Source organism: Candidatus Poribacteria bacterium (genome assembly GCA_028820845.1).
In the GTDB taxonomy this organism is placed as follows: domain Bacteria; phylum Poribacteria; class WGA-4E; order WGA-4E; family WGA-3G; genus WGA-3G.
On sequence record JAPPII010000020.1, the window covers coordinates 1 to 19507 of the forward strand.

14 protein-coding genes are annotated in these 19507 nt (G+C 48.8%); 13 read left to right on the forward strand and 1 reads right to left on the reverse strand.

All coding sequences use genetic code 11. The annotated features are described in order from the left end of the window. Positions 1–548: 548 nt before the first annotated feature. The 8 genes from OXN25_05125 (at position 549) to OXN25_05160 (ending at position 10368) form a co-directional block, all read left to right on the forward strand. Positions 549–1937, forward strand: coding sequence for a DUF1800 domain-containing protein (locus OXN25_05125; protein ID MDE0424228.1), 1389 nt, complete (start codon positions 549–551; stop codon positions 1935–1937). Positions 1938–1955: 18 nt separating this feature from the next. Continuing rightward, positions 1956–3089, forward strand: a complete 1134-nt coding sequence (locus OXN25_05130) for a DUF1501 domain-containing protein (protein MDE0424229.1) — start codon at positions 1956–1958, stop codon at positions 3087–3089. Positions 3090–3110: 21 nt separating this feature from the next. After that, the gene (locus tag OXN25_05135) at positions 3111–4124 is read left to right on the forward strand and encodes an NHL repeat-containing protein (GenBank protein ID MDE0424230.1); all 1014 of its coding nucleotides are present in this window, start codon (positions 3111–3113) and stop codon (positions 4122–4124) included. Between the two features lie 423 nt (positions 4125–4547). Continuing rightward, a complete protein-coding gene (locus OXN25_05140) occupies positions 4548–7001 on the forward strand; it encodes a TonB-dependent receptor (protein MDE0424231.1) in 2454 nt (817 codons plus the stop codon). A 186-nt stretch (positions 7002–7187) separates the two neighbouring features. Next, the gene (locus OXN25_05145) at positions 7188–7826 is read left to right on the forward strand and encodes a hypothetical protein (GenBank protein MDE0424232.1); all 639 of its coding nucleotides are present in this window, start codon (positions 7188–7190) and stop codon (positions 7824–7826) included. After that, positions 7823–8452: a hypothetical protein gene (locus OXN25_05150; GenBank protein ID MDE0424233.1), complete on the forward strand. Its 630-nt coding sequence runs from the start codon at positions 7823–7825 to the stop codon at positions 8450–8452. The genes OXN25_05145 and OXN25_05150 overlap by 4 nt, the downstream gene beginning before the upstream one ends. A gap of 13 nt (positions 8453–8465) precedes the next feature. Further along, positions 8466–9380, forward strand: coding sequence for a hypothetical protein (locus OXN25_05155; GenBank protein MDE0424234.1), 915 nt, complete (start codon positions 8466–8468; stop codon positions 9378–9380). A gap of 22 nt (positions 9381–9402) precedes the next feature. Beyond that, complete coding sequence (locus tag OXN25_05160) at positions 9403–10368, forward strand: hypothetical protein (GenBank protein ID MDE0424235.1); 966 nt, start codon at positions 9403–9405, stop codon at positions 10366–10368. Here OXN25_05160 and OXN25_05165 read toward each other — a convergent pair. Then, complete coding sequence (locus tag OXN25_05165) at positions 10365–12749, reverse strand: helicase-related protein (protein ID MDE0424236.1); 2385 nt, start codon at positions 12747–12749, stop codon at positions 10365–10367. The genes OXN25_05160 and OXN25_05165 overlap by 4 nt on opposite strands. 1094 nt (positions 12750–13843) lie before the next feature. Between OXN25_05165 and OXN25_05170 the strand changes: the two genes are divergently transcribed. From OXN25_05170 to OXN25_05190, 5 genes are all read left to right on the forward strand, one after another. Continuing rightward, positions 13844–14605: a hypothetical protein gene (locus OXN25_05170; GenBank protein ID MDE0424237.1), complete on the forward strand. Its 762-nt coding sequence runs from the start codon at positions 13844–13846 to the stop codon at positions 14603–14605. Between the two features lie 162 nt (positions 14606–14767). Continuing rightward, complete coding sequence (locus OXN25_05175; GenBank protein MDE0424238.1) at positions 14768–16873, forward strand: tetratricopeptide repeat protein; 2106 nt, start codon at positions 14768–14770, stop codon at positions 16871–16873. 141 nt (positions 16874–17014) lie between these two features. Then, positions 17015–17851, forward strand: a complete 837-nt coding sequence (gene fdhD, locus OXN25_05180; protein MDE0424239.1) for a formate dehydrogenase accessory sulfurtransferase FdhD — start codon at positions 17015–17017, stop codon at positions 17849–17851. A gap of 224 nt (positions 17852–18075) precedes the next feature. Next, positions 18076–18363 (forward strand): hypothetical protein, encoded by a 288-nt coding sequence (locus OXN25_05185; protein ID MDE0424240.1) that lies wholly within the window; start codon positions 18076–18078, stop codon positions 18361–18363. A 68-nt stretch (positions 18364–18431) separates the two neighbouring features. Next, entirely contained in the window at positions 18432–19484 is a 1053-nt protein-coding gene (locus tag OXN25_05190; GenBank protein MDE0424241.1) for a zinc-binding dehydrogenase, read from the forward strand. The last annotated feature ends 23 nt before the right edge of the window (positions 19485–19507 follow it).

Below are 19507 nucleotides of genomic sequence, written 5' to 3' on the forward strand. Positions count from 1 at the left end.
TAAGCGACGACTGAGAATATATCAACTCATTTTCTAATTTTGCGTAAGTCCTATATAATTTAAAGACACAATTTTTGCAGAGGAATTGTGCATAATCTGAAAAAATGTAAAAATTATGGTAAACCTTAGAATTAATTAGACACTCAGCACCGGTGCGGTTGGGAAACCGCACCTACCGGGCCGGCGGTAAAATAGCAGATCAGGTTGGCGGCTCCAGCACACCTTTTAATAAACCGCACCTACCGGGCCGACGGTAAAATGCTCATTTATTTTTCTGGTTTACCACAGTTATCAGTTGTCGGTTTTCAGTTCTCAGTTACAAGTTGAGATTCGGAGACCCTTCCTACAGGAAAAACAGATCCCTGTGGTTACGGAAAACCCACGAAAAACAAAAAACTTGACAATTTTTTGGCTTTAATTGTAAGATAGGCGTAACCTTACGGTAATTTCTCCGAATATAATTGAACGAACCTTATCGTGAAAACGGTATTCCATCGAAAGTTGCTAACGTGAGGACCCTCCTCACTATGAACCTATCGGAGGTGAACATGTCAAACAACGATGTTGCGTTAATGGCGCACCTCATGCGCCGCGCAGGGTTTGGAGCAACCCGCACCGAGTTGGAAGCCTACGCCGAGAAAGGCTACGAGAACGTTGTTGACGATCTCGTCCATCCTGAACGTGGAACTCCCATTGATGAAGATATTTTAGAACGCTACTTTGGTGGCGAAGGTGCTTATGTCGGTATCTGGGTCTATCGGATGCTGAACAGCAGATGCCCGCTTCAGGAGAAGATGGCACTCTTCTGGCACCATGTCTTCGCAACGGGACTCGGCAAGAATCAGCATATCCTTGCATCTTCAGACCAGATTGATATGCTGCGGCGCGTCGGTATGGGGAAGATGCGGGACATTCTGCTCGAACTCTCCAAAGATCCGGCGATGATCTTCTGGCTCGATAACAATGAAAATCGCAAGGGTGAACCCAACGAGAATTACGGCAGAGAGCTTCTCGAACTTTTCTCATTAGGGGTCGGTAACTACTCAGAGGACGACATCAAGAACTGCGCCCTCGCTTTTACAGGCTGGACATTCGGGCAGCCGATTCCGTTGTATCCGCACGGTTACTACTCACCGCCATTTATGTTCGTTGAAGAAGAACACGATGACTGTGAGAAAACTTTCTTAGGACACACCGGAAACTTCAACGGGGATGACATCATTGACATCATCGTTGAGCAACCCGCTTGCGCGAGGTTTATCTCTCGACATCTCTATAACTTCTTTGTCGCAGATGAGCCGCAGGTACCGTCATGGAATGTGACCCCGCCGCAGGACCCGGATGCCATTGATACACTCGCAAACGCGTTTATCGAGTCCGACGGACATCTGTCGCACGTCTTGGGGGTCCTTTTTAATTCTGATTTCTTTAAGGAAGCGCAATTCAAGAAGGTAAAGAGTCCAACAGAACTCGTCCTTGGAATCGTGAAGTTGGTGGGAACTTTCCAATCTCCGCAACCCGGCGCGGGACAGTTTTCGAGTGCCACACAGTTAATGGGGCAGAAACTTCTCGATCCACCCACAGTCGAAGGTTGGCACACCGGTAAAGAGTGGATTGATGGTGGACTGCTGACGTCTCGTGTGAACTTCGCTGTTCGTGAGGTGAGTGATGCGTCTAAACCCGGTATTCAGGATCTGATCGGTCGTCTGAAGGCGTCTAATGGGAGCTCGCTCTCCGCGGAAGCGTTTGTCGACCAATGTCTTGATTATGTGGGTCCACTGCCGGTAGGCGATACCACGAAGCAGTACTTGACCGAATTTGCCGAGGCGAGCGGTGAACTCAATTTCGGGGACGACGACGCTGCAGCGGCGAATCAAACCAAAGTCGTGAATATGCTCCAATTAATTGTGGCTTCAAGAGAGTATCAACTTGGCTAACCTTTAGGAGAGATTGACATGGCTACTACGAAAAAACCCCCAGTCCTTGTCGTTGTGCAGCTATCGGGCGGCAACGACTTTATGAATACGCTTATCCCCTACACGGCGGGGATTTACCACGATTCCCGACCTGTTGTAGGTATCAAAGCCGAAGATGTACTACCCCATAACGATACCTTGGGATGGAATCCGAGTGCTACGCCTCTCAAAGAGATGTTTGATGCCGGCGATGTCGCTGTTGTGCAGGGTATAGGCTACCCAGATTCAAACCGCTCTCACTTCCGGGCAATGGATATCTGGCACACCTGTGAACCGCTGAAGATTGGTGATGAAGGTTGGGTCGGCAGACTCGTCCGCGAACTTGATCCGCAAAGCCAGAACGTTCTAACTGCTGTCAGTTTTGGACAGGGGCTCCCGCGCGCCTGCGCGCTTTCAGGTATCCCGGTTACTTCTGTCGGCGATTTGGACAACTACGGCCTGATGACCAGTATTGGCGATGAAGGGCACCGGACGAAGGCACTTGAGATATTCAAGGCGATGTATAGCAGCACGATCGGCAGCGGTATCGTGATGGACTACCTCAGCCAGACGGGGTTGGATGTGATTAAAGGTGCTGATGAACTTAAGAAGGCACCGGCGATGTATCAGTCTGACGTGGAATATCCGCAAAGCTCCATCGCGAAAAGCCTCAGGGATGTTGCCCGGGTCCACTTCGCTGACCTCGGTACACGCGTTTTTTACACGCAGCACGGTGGGTATGACAACCACGCCAACGAGGTACCAAACCACCCACGTCTCTTGAAGGATCTCACGGAAGCCATCCAAGCGTTCTTCACCGACCTGCGGGCGCGCGATGCCTCTGAAGAGGTTATCATGTACGTCTTCACGGAATTCGGCAGACGTATCCAAGACAACGCCAGCGGAACCGACCACGGCACCGGCGGCGGTGCGTTTATCATTGGTGATCGGGTGAAAGGCGGACTCTATTCCGAATATCCGTCCCTTGATCCGTCCCGTTGGGCACACGGTGAAGACCTTGAGCACACGATTGACTTCCGGGGTATCTACGGAACGCTTCTTGAGCAGTGGATGGGTGTAGATCCGACGCACATCGTCGGTGGGAATTTTGAACAGATCCACCCCTTTTCTTAGGGACAACGGTAGGAGGCTATCATGGGTAGACCTTATGGCTTGCTGCGTGCGGGGTATCCATTTCACAAGACCCTGAGTATGCGGCGGACAACCAACTTTCCGGTTGACATCGCAATCGGACAAGAGGGACGTTTGTATATCATGTGTCGTAGCGACGGCACTGCGATGATTCGGAAATATACCGTTGAGGATGAAGATCTCGGTACAATGGGGGGCTATGGACAGGGTGATGGGCAGTTCACGTGGCCCGTGACGATTACTGCCGATAGTGAAGAGAATATCTATGTCTCCGATGAATACTTGCATCGGATTGTCGCCTTTAACAAGGACAGTGAACACATCGGGACATGGGGAGAACAGGGGACTGAACCTGGGCAACTCAACGGACCTTCTGGTATGGCTTTCGACCCAGACGAGAATCTTTACATTGCGGATAGTCTAAGCCATCGCGTGCAAAAGTTCACGAAAGACGGTAAGTTCCTCTTGCAGTGGGGCAGCTACGGTGATGGCGAGGGTGAATTCAACATGCCGTGGGGTGTTGCTGTGGACGAACTCGGTGATGTTTACGTTTCGGATTGGCGAAATGACCGGGTTCAGAAGTTCAATGCCGAAGGCGAGTTCCTGTTTGAATTCGGCAGGTCTGGCGGCGGCAACGGCGAACTCAATCGTCCCGCCGGTATTGACGTTGACCTGAATGGCGATATCTATGTTGCTGACTGGGGGAACAATCGCATCCAACTCTTCAACGAAGAGGGACGGTATGTGCAGCAATTCCTCGGAGATGCCACACTGTCAAAGGTATCACAAGCATATATGATGACGAACGGCAGTCCAAATCGGATGCGAGACATGGCGGACCTGGAACCCCAGAAATACCTGCGTTCACCCAAATCTGTTGCTGTCAGTGACGATGGGTTGATGTTCGTGCCGGATTTCGGTTCCTACCGGGTTCAGGTGTATCGGAATATGGCAGTGCCGTTGACACCGCAGCAATTTAGTCCACCGCGTCGATCGGTTACGTTGCATCAAGAATAATTTTTAAACGATTAAATCTGGTCACCGTTCCACTACGTTTCACAAATCAACGGTATGAATGCCGTATGGCATTCCCCGGGTTTTTGGTTAAGTCCAACTGACTCAGGCATCGCGGTCGCGATGAAACTGAACCCAACACCTTTAACGTTTGGGACATCGTAAAAGTAGAAACACAAAAAAGCCGAGCGTGTGCTTGATGGACGCTCGGCTTTTTCGCGTACAGAGGACAACATAGATTTTAAGTCAACTCAAAAGCCAAATTGGGCGTTGAATTATCATATTTATGCAACTTTCTTACCGTAAAATTGTATTTATAACGTGAGTGTAATAAAAGGTTTCTACGTGTAGCGCAAACTTTTAGTTTGCGGACGCAGAGGAAACCCAGACTAACAGTCTATACTATACGGAGGTCAAACCAACTGAATGATATCGCGATTCATCACGGTTCTGTTTGTGTTTATCATTATGTCCCTACCTGCTTTAGCGGAAACTGGCGACGTTCAAGGAACCGTCTATCAACGCAGCACCGGAAGGCCGCTTGCAGGTGCCGATGTTCGGATTCTTGAAACCGATCAAAATCAAAAGACCGATGAAAACGGCATCTTCCAATTCACGGAACTCTCCGAAGGCACCTATACTTTTATCGTCACCCATCCTACTGAAATGATACCCACAGAAGTTTCCGTTAAAATTAGCAGCGGCGCTACCACTGAAGTGAAAATATCCCTCGGTCCGGCAGTTGAGTTAGAAACCATTATTGTTGAGGGAAAACGCCTCCCACCCACAATCAGCCGAATGGAGGTCCGTGGCGGCGAACTCCTGCGTATCCCCGGTACCTTCAACGATACGCTCAAAGGACTGATGACACTTCCGAGCATTGGTATCCCAAACGACTACTTCGGCGTTCTCTATATCCGAGGTAGTGAACCAGGGTCTAATCTTTACTATCTTGACAGAACACCTCTCGGATACCCTTTTCACTGGGGCGGCTTGCTTTCGACAGTGAGTTCGGAGACACTTGAGAAAATTGACATCTATGCGGGGGGCTACGGTGCTGAGTTTGGACTGGATTCGCAAGCTGTGCTTGACATCCATGCACGTGACAGCATTCAGGAGCGATTGAATGGGAAATTCAACCTGAATATCCTCTATTCCGAAGGACTCCTTGAAGCCAGCATCGGTAGCAAGGGATATATCTCTGCTTCTGGGCGGCGGAGTTACTTAGACCTCATTGCTGGCCCGATTCTTGAGGAACAGACAGGACGTCCACAGCAGCTGCCTTACTTTTCAGATTATCAACTCAAATTCGCCTATCTTTTGGGAGAAAAACATCACTTTACACTCAACGCTTTCGCTGCAACGGATCATTTTAAGATTGTGGAGGAGGACAGTGAGTTTGAAGGTGAGGGCGGAAGGGTACTTGAAGATGCTGAAGGTGCTCTCGCCACCGCTCTTTTCAAAAACGGTTTCGATGGACAAGGGATCCATCTCCGTTCGGACTTTACCGAAAATCTCACCTCACATTTATCCCTGACCCGTTCCTTCAATTTCCTTACTATTGCGTTTGAAGTTCCTGTTAATGAGCAATTTTCTCAGAACCCTCAAGGCGAGTGGGTCCTTGATTCTGTGGACTATGCCCACTACGATGTAAAGATTGACGTTCCCGTCTGGACATTCCGCGAGGATGTATCCTATCGGTTGACACCGAAGTTTCAATTTGAACCCGGTTTCCTTCTCTCCTTTAGTCCTGCCAACAGTTTCGAGGACGGCAGGTTTCCAGAGTCCTTGTACAGTGAAGTGGAAGACCCCGAGGAGCTTCCCGAAATCCTTGAGTATGCGGAAGAAAATGAAGATACGGTCACAGTGGTTGCACTGGATGATGGGACTTATGAGGTTAGGGAGCGCAGTGTTGAAGAGATATACGACGAATTTGGACACGATTTTTATAGAGCTGAGGGATATGTGCAAGGACGCTACGATCCACTTGAGTTCTTATCCGTGGCACTCGGTGTTCGTTTCGACTATCTGAATGTGATTAAACAGGTTTCCGTTCAACCGCGAGGGAGTGTGAGTTTCATACTGCCAAACGGGTCTAACCTCCGTTTCGCGTATGGACATTATGAGCAGAGCCCACAACCCTCTCACCTATTGGCAGAAAATGGCAACCGGGCATTGGCGTCGAGTCTCACACGGCACTACATTATGGAATTAGAGTATCCCCTCTCGTCGCGCACCGAACTCAAGTTTGCAACTTATTACAAGGACGCGCGGAAACTGGTAACACCCGATGAAGTCTCGAATTATCTCAATCAAGGGGCTGGGTACGTCGGAGGTGCGGAGGTATTCCTACGGCATCGGATTCCAGATAGATTCTTCGGTTGGATCTCATACAGTTATACGCATGCCGAACGGCGTGAGAGCCCAGATGCTACCTATCAACCCTACTTGTTTGACAATACGCATATTGTGAGTGTCGTCGGTAACTATAGCTTCACGCCGAATTTTGAGATTGGCGCGAAGTGGCAGTATCTCAGCGGCACCTCCGAAGTACCTATCAGCTCCGTTGTTCTCATCCAGGACCCCGTAACGCGTGGACTGAATCCGCTTTTGGCGAGTGCTGATGAACAATTAAGCACCGAACTCGCACCGTATCATAAGTTAGACCTTCGAGTGAGTTATAAATGGAATGTTTGGGGATTGCAAATAGGAGGTTTCCTTGATGTTCTGAATGTGTACAATCGGAAAAATGAGATACGGTTCATATTTGAAGAGGCGACGCTTGACGTACAAGGTCAGGAAATTGGTATTGAACGTGAAGTCTTTGACGCGCCACAACTGCCACGGATCGTCTATTTTGGATTGACGCTTGAGTTCTAAAGTCACGAATGCGTCAGAATTGTTTAGTTTTTTGAAATTATGCATCCTTTTGGTCATAAAATTGTGTCTTAACTATTATGAGATTGGTTTACTGGAAAATCAAATGACCTGCTCTACGCCTCGGTGTTGCTATTTAAACAGGGGCTTGGTATAATACCGGTGAAGTTGGTGGTAAGGAGAAAGAATGTGAAAATCTTAACTGTCTTTGGCATCTGGGTCTTGATACTTTCGGGCTGCACCAGTGTAGAATATCAAAAAATGCAGGCAGAGCGCGATCAACTCCTCAAGAACTATGAAAACCTCCGTGAGGAACACAGCGAACTCAAAGTTAAATCCAGCATCACCGATACACTCCTTGGGAGATGGAAATTCCTGAACCTTGAAGTCGAGGAGGGTGCCGCTATTGAAAAGGCTGCGGAAACCAAAGCTGCGCTGCGCTCCCTTGATCTGAAAAATCTCACACTTGAATTCTTTGAAGAAAAAGGTATCTATCACTACCGAGGCAAAAACGGTGCTACGGAAATTTTGGGTCAATTTACCGTCTTCACCATCCGTTACGGCGATGAACCCTTCCCATTTATCCGATTTTTCAGGCGCTCTGGTCCTGAAATGTCGCAGCTCCTTTTCGCCGTAAATCCGAGTAGTAAATCAGCGGGACCCTCTGGATTCGCAAGTTCGCAAGGCGTTTCAACGGCGAAAGAAATTAGCATTTCGATTACGGAGGACAGATTGTACCTCACGATACACGGAAGGATGCAGTTAGGGCCCACTGGGTGGGTGCAAAGCGGCGGCATGCACTGTTACTTTGGGAGGATCGAGGAGTGAAGATATTAACGGTTTTTAGTCTGCTGCTTCTGGCTTTTGCTGGTTGTACGAGTGCGAAATATCAGGAGATGCAAAACGAACGGGATAGGCTTCGCGCTGCGCATGAGGATGTCCTGAGAAAAAGGGATCCGCGACCAATGGAAGACGATTTGACCCAGAGACTTCTCGGCACGTGGCAGTTTGTGGACATAGCGGTCGCCGAAGGCGATTTGAGTGAAGAATTGGCAGCATTAAAGTATGAACTCAACGCGACGGCTCGCCAAAACCTCACGATTGCGTTTTTTATGGATCAAAACGTCTACCGCCGATATCGCGGTGTAAATGGACGCACGGAGGTAACGGGCAGTTTCAAGATCAGTGCAGAGCGTTATGGTGATGAATTGCTTCCGTATCTGCGGGTTTTTCGGGATACAGGTGAGCGTTTTCCTGAATTCATCTCCGGTGTGCCACCGAACGTGCGCGATACACCAGATGATTCCTCTAAACAGTTGGTGCCATGGAATTGGATGGGGATTTCGGTCACAGCGGACAGGTTGTCCTTAACCCTGTTTGGTGTGATGGAATTAACACCGAACGGGTGGGCGCAGAGCAGAGGCGTCCGCTGTACTTTCAAGCGAGTTAGGTAAAGGAGAATGAGTGGTGAAAATACGAATGGTACTCGGTATCCTAATGATAGTGTTCACAAGCTGTGGGACGCTAACACCTCAAGAGATGCAGCAAGAACGCCTTCGGTTGATTGAAGCTTATAACGAGGCACGCCAGAGGCACAATCCCGAAAAAATCAAGCAGGCAGTAAAGGATCTGCTTGTTGGTAAGTGGCAGTATGTCGGATTGGAAGTTGAAGAGGGGAGTGTTAGCGCGAAACGGCAGCAATCGACACCGCAGCAGGCGTTGAAATCGGCAACCTCTTTTGTGCAGCAACTTTCTAAAAGCACAGCCGGCAAAGAGGCACTATCTCCTACAATACCTGAACAGGTGGAAGCACCGGGTCCTCCAAATTCGGAAACAGATGAACAGGCCTCCGCGGAAAATACAACTCGCTTGCCGCGCATTGAAGTAACCGATGAAAAATCGAGTCAACAGATGTTGGGCGCGAAAGCGGCACTCGTCGCCTCTACACGTCAAAACCTCACTATTGAATTTTTTCAAGATCGCGGCTCATATCATTACAGTGGCAGCAATCAAGGTAGGCGTGTCACAGGACAATGTTATATCACCACGAAGCAGTACGGTGACGATCCGTTTCCGTATGTTCGTTTTAATCAGCAGACGGGACCCGATATGCTTGAATTCCTATTCGGTTCCGAACCTGTAAAACAGATAGCTGCGAAGCAGAAACAGAAAAGAGCCGCGATGCTACAGAATCGCAATATGGGGGTCCAAGGGGCACGGCGGGCTGCTGCAAAAAAGACCTCTTACGCAATCGCTTCGCTGGCGGGTATTACGGTGACGGAGGATACGCTTTATTTGGTCCTATATGGGGATATGAAGCTGACCCCCAAAGGTTGGATGCGAACTGGGGGGCTTCGATGCACCTTTAAAAGGATAAAATAGTTTACTATAGGAGGAGAATCAGATGAAAATTACACGCTTTTTTATTTTCTGTAGTCTCAGTTTGATATTCACGTTTGCAAGTGCTTACTCAGTTGACGCAAGGGCACCGAAGACCGAGAAGATTGTGTTTTCATCAAATCGGCGTGGGAATTGGGATATTTATGTTATGAATCCCGATGGAAAGAATCAGGTCAGACTCACTAAAAGCCCTTTAGTCGATGTCAGTCCGGTTTGGTCGCCGACGGGTGAACAGATTCTGTTCGTTTCTTATCGGGATGGTATAAGGGATCTCTATGTGATGGATGCGGATGGGAGACATCTGCGAAGAGTATTTAGGAATTCAGCCCGTAGAAGCGAACCGGCGTGGGCACCGGATGGCGAAAGGATCGTATTCCACGCAGAATTACCCCAATGGAGTATCCAAACGGCGACGATACACGGGAGAGATGTGAGAATAGTGGCTTCGGCAGACCCGCGTGGTGGTAACCCGTCGTGGTCTCCCGATGGAACCGAGATCGCCTATGTTGACGATGTGGGAGGAAGTCGTCGTATCCGCATTGTTACCCTCAATTCGGGTGAGATCCGAACATTTCTACCCAAAGCATCATCGTGGATGTACACGCCGGCGTGGTCTCCTGATGGCGAAAGACTTGCCTTTACTTGGTACAAGTGGGGTATCGGGGACAAAGATGCGCTTTTCATCGCCAATCGTGATGGAAGCCGTTTGAAGCAGATTGGAAAAGCCGTACCCGGTACTTCCAGTCCTGCTTGGTCACCCGCAGGAGATAAAATTGTGTATATGGAGGAAGCCAGAGAAGGAGATCGTCAAATTGCCATAATTGATATAAACAGTAAAAGGAAAAAGGAGTTAACCCACCGTGGCTGGAACATTACACCCTCTTGGTTCGATCCAGCATTTGTAACATTGCCGGTTGCGCCGCAACCACATCTGCTAACAACAGTGTGGGGTGAGATCAAAGCCGACTAAGGACGGACTGTCCGTACCTGTCCGCGGAGGTCGAGTTGCACTTTCCAATTATTCCAGCGCGGCAATAACACTGCAGTCAACGCCGGTTGGCGAATGCCGCGCTGCCAGCGTAAGGTAACCAATTTTTGAGCGGGGTTGTATTCCACATCGAATTTCGCACCGTTGATGGAGAATTCTTTTGGATACTGCGCTTCAATTTTGTCAATAGTGTCGGGGTCAATTTCAGTAAAGGTCAGGTCCTCGGCAGAGAGGAGTTGCCACTCTTCGGCAGCCTCCACCCCTAATGTGGTGAGTCGTGAAACTAACCATGCCTGCGGTGTCAACACCTCTATTTCCGATGTTTGTACGTCGGGGTTGAGGGCACAATGGAGTCGCCACGCGTCAATTGCGCGTGTAAGGTTTTCACCAACACCTGAGAACAACGATCCAGAGAGAATCAAGGATGCTACCGCCTCTCTCAACAATGCTCCCTTAAGCGATTGGCGTTCACGTCCGATTTCCCTTCCCGCGTATGTGGTCACTACCTCTGCAACAATGTCCTCGCCTTCGCGTCTGGGGGTGGCGAGTTGAGAGGTTCCGATACCCGCATCCACCAAGTCCTCAAAGGCGCAGGGCATAGCCGTGCGTCCCATGAGTTGAACGCGCGTGCCTTTCGCGATGCCAACCGTCTCCAAGATGAGGGCAGCGTGCCGCTCGTCGGGTAAAAGTGAATCAGAATCGAGTAGCACTTCCTCTTGTCCGTTTCCCCAACCTTTCCCTCTCCGCCGTCGAACATACACACAAGCGTCCCATTCACGTCCGAGATACGCAATCAGTGCAGCGCGATCGGGTTGTAGGGGTGTCTTGTCTTTCATCACGGGTGGCAATCCAAGGAAATCCCTGAGCTGCGTTGCGATTCTGCGGCATTCAGCGAGTGCGTTTCTATGGAGATGATGGCGTTTTTCATCGCCAGCGCGCAACGTTCGGATTGCTGTTGTTGCGTCGCAGCCATCTCGGTAGAGGTCTTTTTGTCGGGCTTTCTGAACGGTGGCCTGCTGTTCCGTCGATAGATCGTTCATGCGCCGCCATAACGGGGCGGGACGTTCCAGTGTAGCAATCAAATCCACGAGATCGCGTCGGAGCGGCGGCGGGGCTTTAACGAGCAAACGGGCGTGAAGCGGATTGACAGGTAATGCACAAATCTTTGCCCCCGCCGTTGTTAGTGTGCCGTCGTCGGAGAGCACACCCCAACTTTTCAATTCAGTCTGTGCGCGCACTACGGCGAAGTCAGGGGGTTCATCGAGAAACGTCAGGTCTTGTGGACGGTAGCCTGTTGCGGCGACGGTCAGCACGAATTGCGTTAAATCCTCGCGCTGAATTTCTGGGGGTGTCTCCTGTTCAAGTTGTGCGTGTTCTTCCCAGAGTCTGTAGCAGCTGCCGGGTCCGAGGCGACCTGCACGTCCGCGGCGTTGTTCGGCGGATGCTTGAGAAATCGGACGCAGTGCCAAGACGATACGTCGATTTTGATGGATATGTTGACGCACTAAGCCTGCATCTACAACAGCAGTGATACCGGGAAGTGTGACGGACGTTTCTGCTACATTGGTTGCGAGGATAACGCGGCGACGTTGCGATTTTGCGTCAAATGCCAAGTCCTGTGCACCGGGTGGTAAATCCGCGTGGAGTGGGAGGAGTTCAACGTGCTGCATCCTGCGTAATTCGTCTTGGCAGGCACTAATTTCACCTTTGCCGGGTAAGAAAACCAAAATATTGCCCTCGGTCTCTTTGAGGGCGCGATGGATTCCTCTTTTGACGCGTTCCACTAAGCGGTCAGCACTTGGTACGACTGTGCCGCCGAGATACCTCACGTCAACGGGATAGACGCGTCCCTCCGCGCGTAGTACCTGTCCGCCAATAGAACGAGCGAGTTGTTGTGCGGCTATTGTGGCGGACATAATAACGAGCCTCGCATCGCGCCGTTTTTTTCGGCAGATAGCGAGAAACAGGTCAGCCTCTACACCGCGCTCGTGGAATTCGTCCAGAATGATAGTGCCGTATTGATCCAACTCCGGTCCAGCGGCGTATCGTAAGGCGACCCCGGGTGTGACAAAACGGATACGGGTTCGCGCATCGGAACTGACATCCTCAAAGCGGACGGTATAGCCGATTGACTGTCCCAATGGTTCGCCGTGCTGTTGTGCCACCCATCGTGCGAGCGAACGACATGCGACGCGTCTCGGTTCAACGACTAACACGGGGACATCGGAGAGTGCTGCGCACCACGGCGGAATTTGTGTCGATTTGCCGCTACCAGTCGGTGCGACAATCACGACAGGTCCTTTTATGATTGCACCTTGAAACGTCTCCTTTAGTTCTGTGATTGGAAGCGTAGCTTCGTTCATGGTGGGTATTATAACCGATAGGGGTTTTGGTATCAAGAGACGTTTGCAGGGCCATTCAGTTTTCCAATAATTTACATCCGGATGCCCCAACTTGTTGGGGAAAAGTGTGCTGTCCCGAATAAATTCGGGCTTCCGGAAGCGTGAAGGCTTTACATAGGTAAACTTAACTCTTAAAACTAAATAGCCCTGGCGACGTTTGGTGATATGCTTGACATTTCACCGTGTTTCTGGTATTATAAATCTACGCAATAAGTAGTTTTGGGTTTGAAAATCCTTTGAAAAGCCTCTGAAAATTTGTACTGCTATCGGAAATTAGGACCACCGTCTAAACCAAGATTGTGAGTGCGTTTCAACAGACAATAGCAGAATGTAGGTTTAACTCCTACTCGGTGAACCTAACACCGTATATCTTACTCTAACTGCGTTGCTGGAAACAGCAACGTGGCAAGCAGGAGAAAATGGCGCATGTCTGCGGACATAGGCGAAACTCATAAGAGCGTCCAAAATTGACACGTCCGATAACGGATGGACACGGAGAAGCGAAAGTTGAATATTCGTAAACCTCGTTATTGGTGACATAGATAACGCCTTGAAAAACTATGGTATTCTAAAGATACCTCTTCACAATAGGTATCTAAAAATCGCTACTCATTGTTGGCGATTATATTAGGTTGAGAGAATACAGCATTGGGTTGCCCAATGTATCGGGGTAAAGAATACTCCTAAATCCATCTGTGAAGTCTGCTATAAGAGAGTTGGAAAGAACCTAAACGGATTCCCGTAGTCCGCAAGGTTGAGGAGATTAGGAACTCTCATGAGAGAGAAGCATAATCAGGTGGAGTGCTTTGAAACATTTCTGAAAACATTTTATCTATAGAAATGAAATCTTGCGAAAGCCTGCGTCTATAGAAGTCTTAGACTTATGGATAAGAAGTAAAGTAAAAGTGGTCTATGACCTAAAGCGTTTATCGCCACACTCGACTGGAGAGCTATGTGCGGTGAAAGTCGCACGCATAGTTCGGAAGGGGTTGTAGAGGGTCGCCCCTCTACGACTACCTTACTATAATACCAATCACACTTGAAAGGAGTGTAAAATGTTTAGGAATTTGTCTTTGGTAATTTTGATTTGCTGTATCGCAATATCTTTCAGCTTATTCAGTTTAGGAGATGAATCTACATCTACGGAAAAAGAAAATTCCAAAGTTTTAGAATTAAGATTAGCACTATCCAAACTTAAAGCGGAAAACGCCCGATTAAAGAAAACTTTAGAATTATTCAACAACGCTATTCCAGAATCTGCAACGAGAAGGATTTTACTTAGAGGCACTGCTGGGGACCTGTCATTAATTAATGAGTTTGTTGAAGTTGAAGGCACCGTGAGTTATGTAGGTAAGGAATCTAAAGAATATACATTTGGTAAGGGTTACTACACAAATTTAGGAATACAAGGACTCTCAAGAGAATTTCTTTTCGCTTCCCCCATTAAATTTGATAAGGGTACACACTTAACGGTAAAACTTCAGATATTAGAGATCGATCATATACATGATAACCTGGAGTCTGCACTTATTGATATAGTGAAGATTCATTTAAATCAGAGAATGATCAAACCAAATATATCTTCACCTGGGATTGTAGCAGGATACGTAGTAGAAGTAGTAGGAAGACAGACAGCTCGTGTAGATGATAAGCTGCGTATAGTTTCTGCGGATGTGAAAATGGAAAGTGGAAAGAAAATTCATATTATATTTTCTAATCCACCTACTACTGGAATGATCCAAATCTTTGATAAGATCAAGATTAGACAGGTGGGAGAAAAATGGAAATTTATTGAGCATGTAAGCTCGCCAGATTAGGCGTATAGTCAAAAGTTGCTATAACTTGGGGCGAACTCAAGAAAGGCATGCAGGTAACAACAGATAAAAATTAAAAAAAGTGGGTATTATTGCCCACTTTCAATCCCGAAACTACTTATTGCGTAAACCTATAATTACCAACCTATATTTTGAAGGTCCATTATGTTACAGCAGACATTGAAAAAAAAGACACGACCCAGAAAACAGAAAACTTACCCTCTATTTACGCTAATCATATCAGTCGTTCTATGCATCTATCAGTCCCCTACTTACAGTCAGCAGTACGTCGTCGTGGATGGGGAGAACGGCGATAGATTAACCGGCACTTGGCGTGGTGCCACCGAAACCCATTTTGAAATCGAGTATAATGGACAGGTGTTACGGCTTCCTGTGGCAGGTTATAGCCTTGATTTCACGTCAGACACTGCACACGTTCCAGATCGAACCGCTGCAAAGTATTTCCGTAACGGACTTATGCTTTTGGAGTTAGGACTCCCCGAAGAAGCGAAGGGGCGTTTTGAAGCCGCTATTGAGGAACTCCCAAAGTACCCCGCTGCGCACTATCAACTTGGTTTACTTCACGAAGCAGATGGCGACGATGCGAGCGCGCTGGAACGCTTCCGCTCTGTGGCGATCCTTGATGCCGCCAATTATGACCTCGTGCCATTCTTTCAGGCGTTCGGCGATACCGCACTCGCCAGTGGCGCGTATGCTGTAACTGTGGATAACTATCAGTTAATCCTAACCCATTACCCAGAACACCCATCCGTTCCCGCATTGCGTTATATTACCGGATTCCTATTCGTTGAAGAGTTAGAGGATGCAGCTGCAGGGTTGCCACTCCTTGAATCGGCAATCTTACAGTATCCGGACAGACCCGAACACGAAAAGGCGTTTTTCCTGATAGGAAAACTCCAAGCAGAAATGGGTCGTTTAGAAGATGCCCTTCACACTTTACAGGGATTTGTTGTCCGCTACCCAATAAGCGAATGGGTTTATGAGGCGCGCCTGACCCGTGCTGAGGTCAATTTAAAACTGGGTCGGATCTCAGCGGCTGCGAGTGAAGCGAGTCTCATCTACGAGTCAAGTATAGATGAGACTGTCAAGGAACGCGCGAAACAGATTCTTGATCGGACGCGGTGGACGGTTTACACAGACGCAGACGGGCTGCCAGACAACCAGATACAGGCTATCGCCAACGATGAAACAAAGTTGTGGATCGGCACTGCGAAAGGTCTGATGCTGTTTGAAACTGCTTATGATAAATGGATACCTATCGAAGATGTCCCCCAACTTATTAATAGTGCCGTCGAAACGGTTCCGGATGTTAGAGCTATCGCCGTCAACGCGCAAGAGGTGTGGATCGGCACGCGTTCGCAAGGCGCGATCCATTACAACAGGTTAACGGGCGAAATTCAGGCGTATTCACCTCTTGATGGATTCCCCGCTTGGGTCAGGGACATCAAGATGGACGAAACAGAGATCTGGTTCGCAACCGATATGGGTGCTATCCGCCGGATTCGCCGGAGTCTTGATCCGCCGCTTGTCTACAATGTCCCGAACAGCCAACTGCCAGCCGACAATCTGGAGACGTTGGTCCTGACACCTGAGAGGGTTTGGTGTGTCTCGGAAGATGGGATAATTGGGACATTTGATCGAGAGATAGAAGAGTGGTATACGTACCATTCAACAGCGATTCGAGAAGGTATGACAATCGTCGGGATTGAGACCGCAGCCGAGCAGCTCCTCCTTACATGGTTCAATGCTGATGAGAAGTCTAACGGTTATTTCCGGGCGGATTTGGATGGTCGAAACGGGAAATCGACGACGCTCCACACCGGCGTAGACGATGAAAACAAACTGAAGAACATTTATATTCAGGGAACTCTGGATACTTCGCCTGTTATCGAGGAGCCTATTATCGAAGAAGAGGTCGAGGAATCCTTTGCGGAAGAGACCCCAGAAGAGACTGAGATAGTGCCGGAGGAAGTCGTAGAAATAGAAGATCCGTCGGAACCCGAATTTTTTCCTGAAATGATGATAGAAGAAGAAGCGCGACCGCTACCGTCTACACCCGAAGTGCCGTTGGTGTTGTGGATAGCGACGAACGACCTGTTTTATACGCACCACACACGGTCTGGCGCGTGGCAGGATACGACGACCCCTCAAATCGTATCGGGTGAATTGGCAATTCAGTCGCTTGTTGTGGCGAATAATAGAGCATGGATAGCGACCGCCAACGGATTGGCAACCGTGAGTGTCCAATGAGTTTGTTTTTTTAACAATCGCTCCTTGGCTGGGTGTCTCTAAAATTGTTAAAAGCCCTTCTTTAGGTTATAAAAGGGGTCTTAACAATTAGAATACTGCAAGGACATCGGACGCAGCAGCTCAGATTTAATAGTTAAAAAAATGCAACCGACATCCACAAAACTTATTACACGCTGGACTTATGCCGAACCGACTCAGGTCAAAGACGAGTTGGTTGTCGAAGAACCGCTTGAGATCCGGGTGGGGCAACAGAGTTTAATCGTTGTCATGCGGACCCCGGGACACGATTTTGAATTGGCGGCGGGTTTTCTCTACACGGAGAGCCTCATAACTTCCTGCGATGACATCGAAATTATCGCATATTGTGATGAAGAGATTTCTGAAGAACAGTCCACGGGTTTCTCGTCGCTACAGAACATTGTCAACGTCCATCTCAGGGAAGCACTTGACCTTGAGACGCAATCGGGGTGGCAACGGAATTTTCACGCGAATGCCAGCTGCGGACTCTGTGGCAAGATGACGATTGAGTCGGTTAAGCACCAAGTGCCTCCCTTGAATTCAGGGCTGCGCGTAAATCAAGCCGTCTGTTATCAGCTCAATGACCGGTTGAGAACGGCGCAATCTGTTTTTGAAAGGACGGGTGGACTTCACGCTGCTGGGTTGTTTGATGAGACGGGTGAACTCCTGATTGTCAGAGAGGACATAGGCAGACACAACGCCGTTGATAAAGTGATAGGGCATGCGTTGCTGACGGATCTCTTGCCACTGGAACGGCATATTTTGATGGTGAGCGGACGGGCGAGTTTTGAAATTGTCCAAAAAGCACTTTTTGCGCGTATTCCTATTGTTGTTGCTGTTTCTGCTGCATCTACACTCGCAGTTGACCTTGCACAAGAAGGAAACCTCACGCTAATCGGTTTCATGCGAGGCAAAAGTATGGCGGTCTACAGTTGTCCGGAGCGAATAAGTTCCATGTAGCACAAACTGTATGAAGTGTAAAAAATAAATTAGGTAATTGACGGGCAATGAATTGCCCTACTACAAACAGGAAACTGGTTCGTAGTAGTGCGATTTATCGCACGTTGCCAATGTAGACATGATTCTAAGCTTTACCATAGTTTGTGGCAGACGGGTTTTTACTATCTTTTTCAAATGGCATGTCTCTATAATAGCAAGAAAAACTTAAAAGGAGTTAAATTCTCATGTTAACCATTTTGAACAGCATTCAAGGGCTTGTAAATCTCCTCTTCTTCGTGGCTATTGTTGGGACATTGGTCGTCTCGTGGATATACGCCAGTCGGTTGAAAAAACAGTACAACGCAGACTTCCCATGGGGCAAGACGGCATCCATTGTTGGGATTGAAGTTCTACTCTGGATAGGGTTCACCGTTTTTTGGTGGATCGTTGAAGCGTTCTGGTTACCAATTCTTGTTGTTGCTATTGTTGCTATCGTGATCATTGTCTCGCGAAATAGGCGAAAATATATCTGAGCGGTAGTCAATACAGGATGTCTGTAGGTGCGCTACGGGTGTCCGAAACTTACGAAAGGGAAAACATAATGAGTCGGACAGGAAGAGCCGTGGTTGCACACGGTCAAGATTTTGAAATTCGGGAGTATCCCGTCCCCGATCCCGAACCTAATACGGTGCTGCTCCGTCAGGAGTTAGCGGGTATCTGCGGAACCGACTTGCATAACTGGCAGAACGGTTTCCAAGAGGAAGTGCTGTTAGGACACGAAAACGTCGGTATCGTTGAGGCGATCGGTGAAGGGGTTGAGACGGATTATGTCGGAAAACCGATTAAAGAGGGGGATAGGATTATCTTCGCACCCGGAACGAGTTACGGTGCTTATGGGTTCCAGTGGAATCCGGACGAGGCACCGCATTTTCGCGGCGGGTTCGCCGATTATATGTATCTTGTCCATCCGAATACCTGCTTTATGAAAACCGACGCATCGCCTGAGGTTGCGGTCCTCACAGAGCCGTTTACTGTCGGTGTTCATGCAGCAATGCGCGGGCAAATAAAACTCGGCGATACCGTTGTTGTGCAGGGTTCGGGTGCGATCGGGCTTGTGACGCTCGCTTGTGCGAAATTGAGCGGTGCTGCAAAAGCGATTATGGTTGGGGGGCCTGCCGGACGTTTGGAACTCGCGAAACGCCTCGGTGCTGACGTAACAATCGATATTGAGAAAGTTCCCTCTGTCGAAGAACGGACGGAATGGGTCAAAGCGGAAACGCCGCGCAAAGAAGGGGCAGACGTTGTCTTTGAATGTGCCGGTTTCCTTCCAGCCACGCCAGAAGGTTTGGGATATACCCGCCGCAGCGGCACTTTTGTTGAGGTCGGTCACTTCGTGGATATGGGATCTATCGACTTCAACATTAACCAGTTACTGATGCGCAAAAACCTTCGGGTCGAGGCGATCTGGGGCAGCAGTTATGAGCACTTCGTCCGCGGTTTGCCGCTCCTTGAGCAGAGCAATCTCCCTTTTGCGGACATGATTAGCCATCAGCTGCCGCTCTCACAGGTCGGAGACGGTTTTCACGCACTCAATGGAGACTACCGTATCAAAGGTGAAACGGCGATTAAAATTGCGGTGAAGGCTGAGGAGTGATTTGTGAGATTACCAGAGAACCT

Coding starts and splice junctions, on each gene's coding strand:
- OXN25_05140 (MDE0424231.1), top strand. CDS start 4,548: ATGATATCGCGATTCATCACGGTTCTGTTTGTGTTTATCATTATGTCC.
- OXN25_05165 (MDE0424236.1), bottom strand. CDS start 12,749: ATGAACGAAGCTACGCTTCCAATCACAGAACTAAAGGAGACGTTTCAA.
- OXN25_05190 (MDE0424241.1), top strand. CDS start 18,432: ATGAGTCGGACAGGAAGAGCCGTGGTTGCACACGGTCAAGATTTTGAA.
- fdhD (MDE0424239.1), top strand. CDS start 17,015: ATGCAACCGACATCCACAAAACTTATTACACGCTGGACTTATGCCGAA.
- OXN25_05160 (MDE0424235.1), top strand. CDS start 9,403: ATGAAAATTACACGCTTTTTTATTTTCTGTAGTCTCAGTTTGATATTC.
- OXN25_05170 (MDE0424237.1), top strand. CDS start 13,844: ATGTTTAGGAATTTGTCTTTGGTAATTTTGATTTGCTGTATCGCAATA.
- OXN25_05175 (MDE0424238.1), top strand. CDS start 14,768: ATGTTACAGCAGACATTGAAAAAAAAGACACGACCCAGAAAACAGAAA.
- OXN25_05135 (MDE0424230.1), top strand. CDS start 3,111: ATGGGTAGACCTTATGGCTTGCTGCGTGCGGGGTATCCATTTCACAAG.
- OXN25_05125 (MDE0424228.1), top strand. CDS start 549: ATGTCAAACAACGATGTTGCGTTAATGGCGCACCTCATGCGCCGCGCA.
- OXN25_05130 (MDE0424229.1), top strand. CDS start 1,956: ATGGCTACTACGAAAAAACCCCCAGTCCTTGTCGTTGTGCAGCTATCG.
- OXN25_05185 (MDE0424240.1), top strand. CDS start 18,076: ATGTTAACCATTTTGAACAGCATTCAAGGGCTTGTAAATCTCCTCTTC.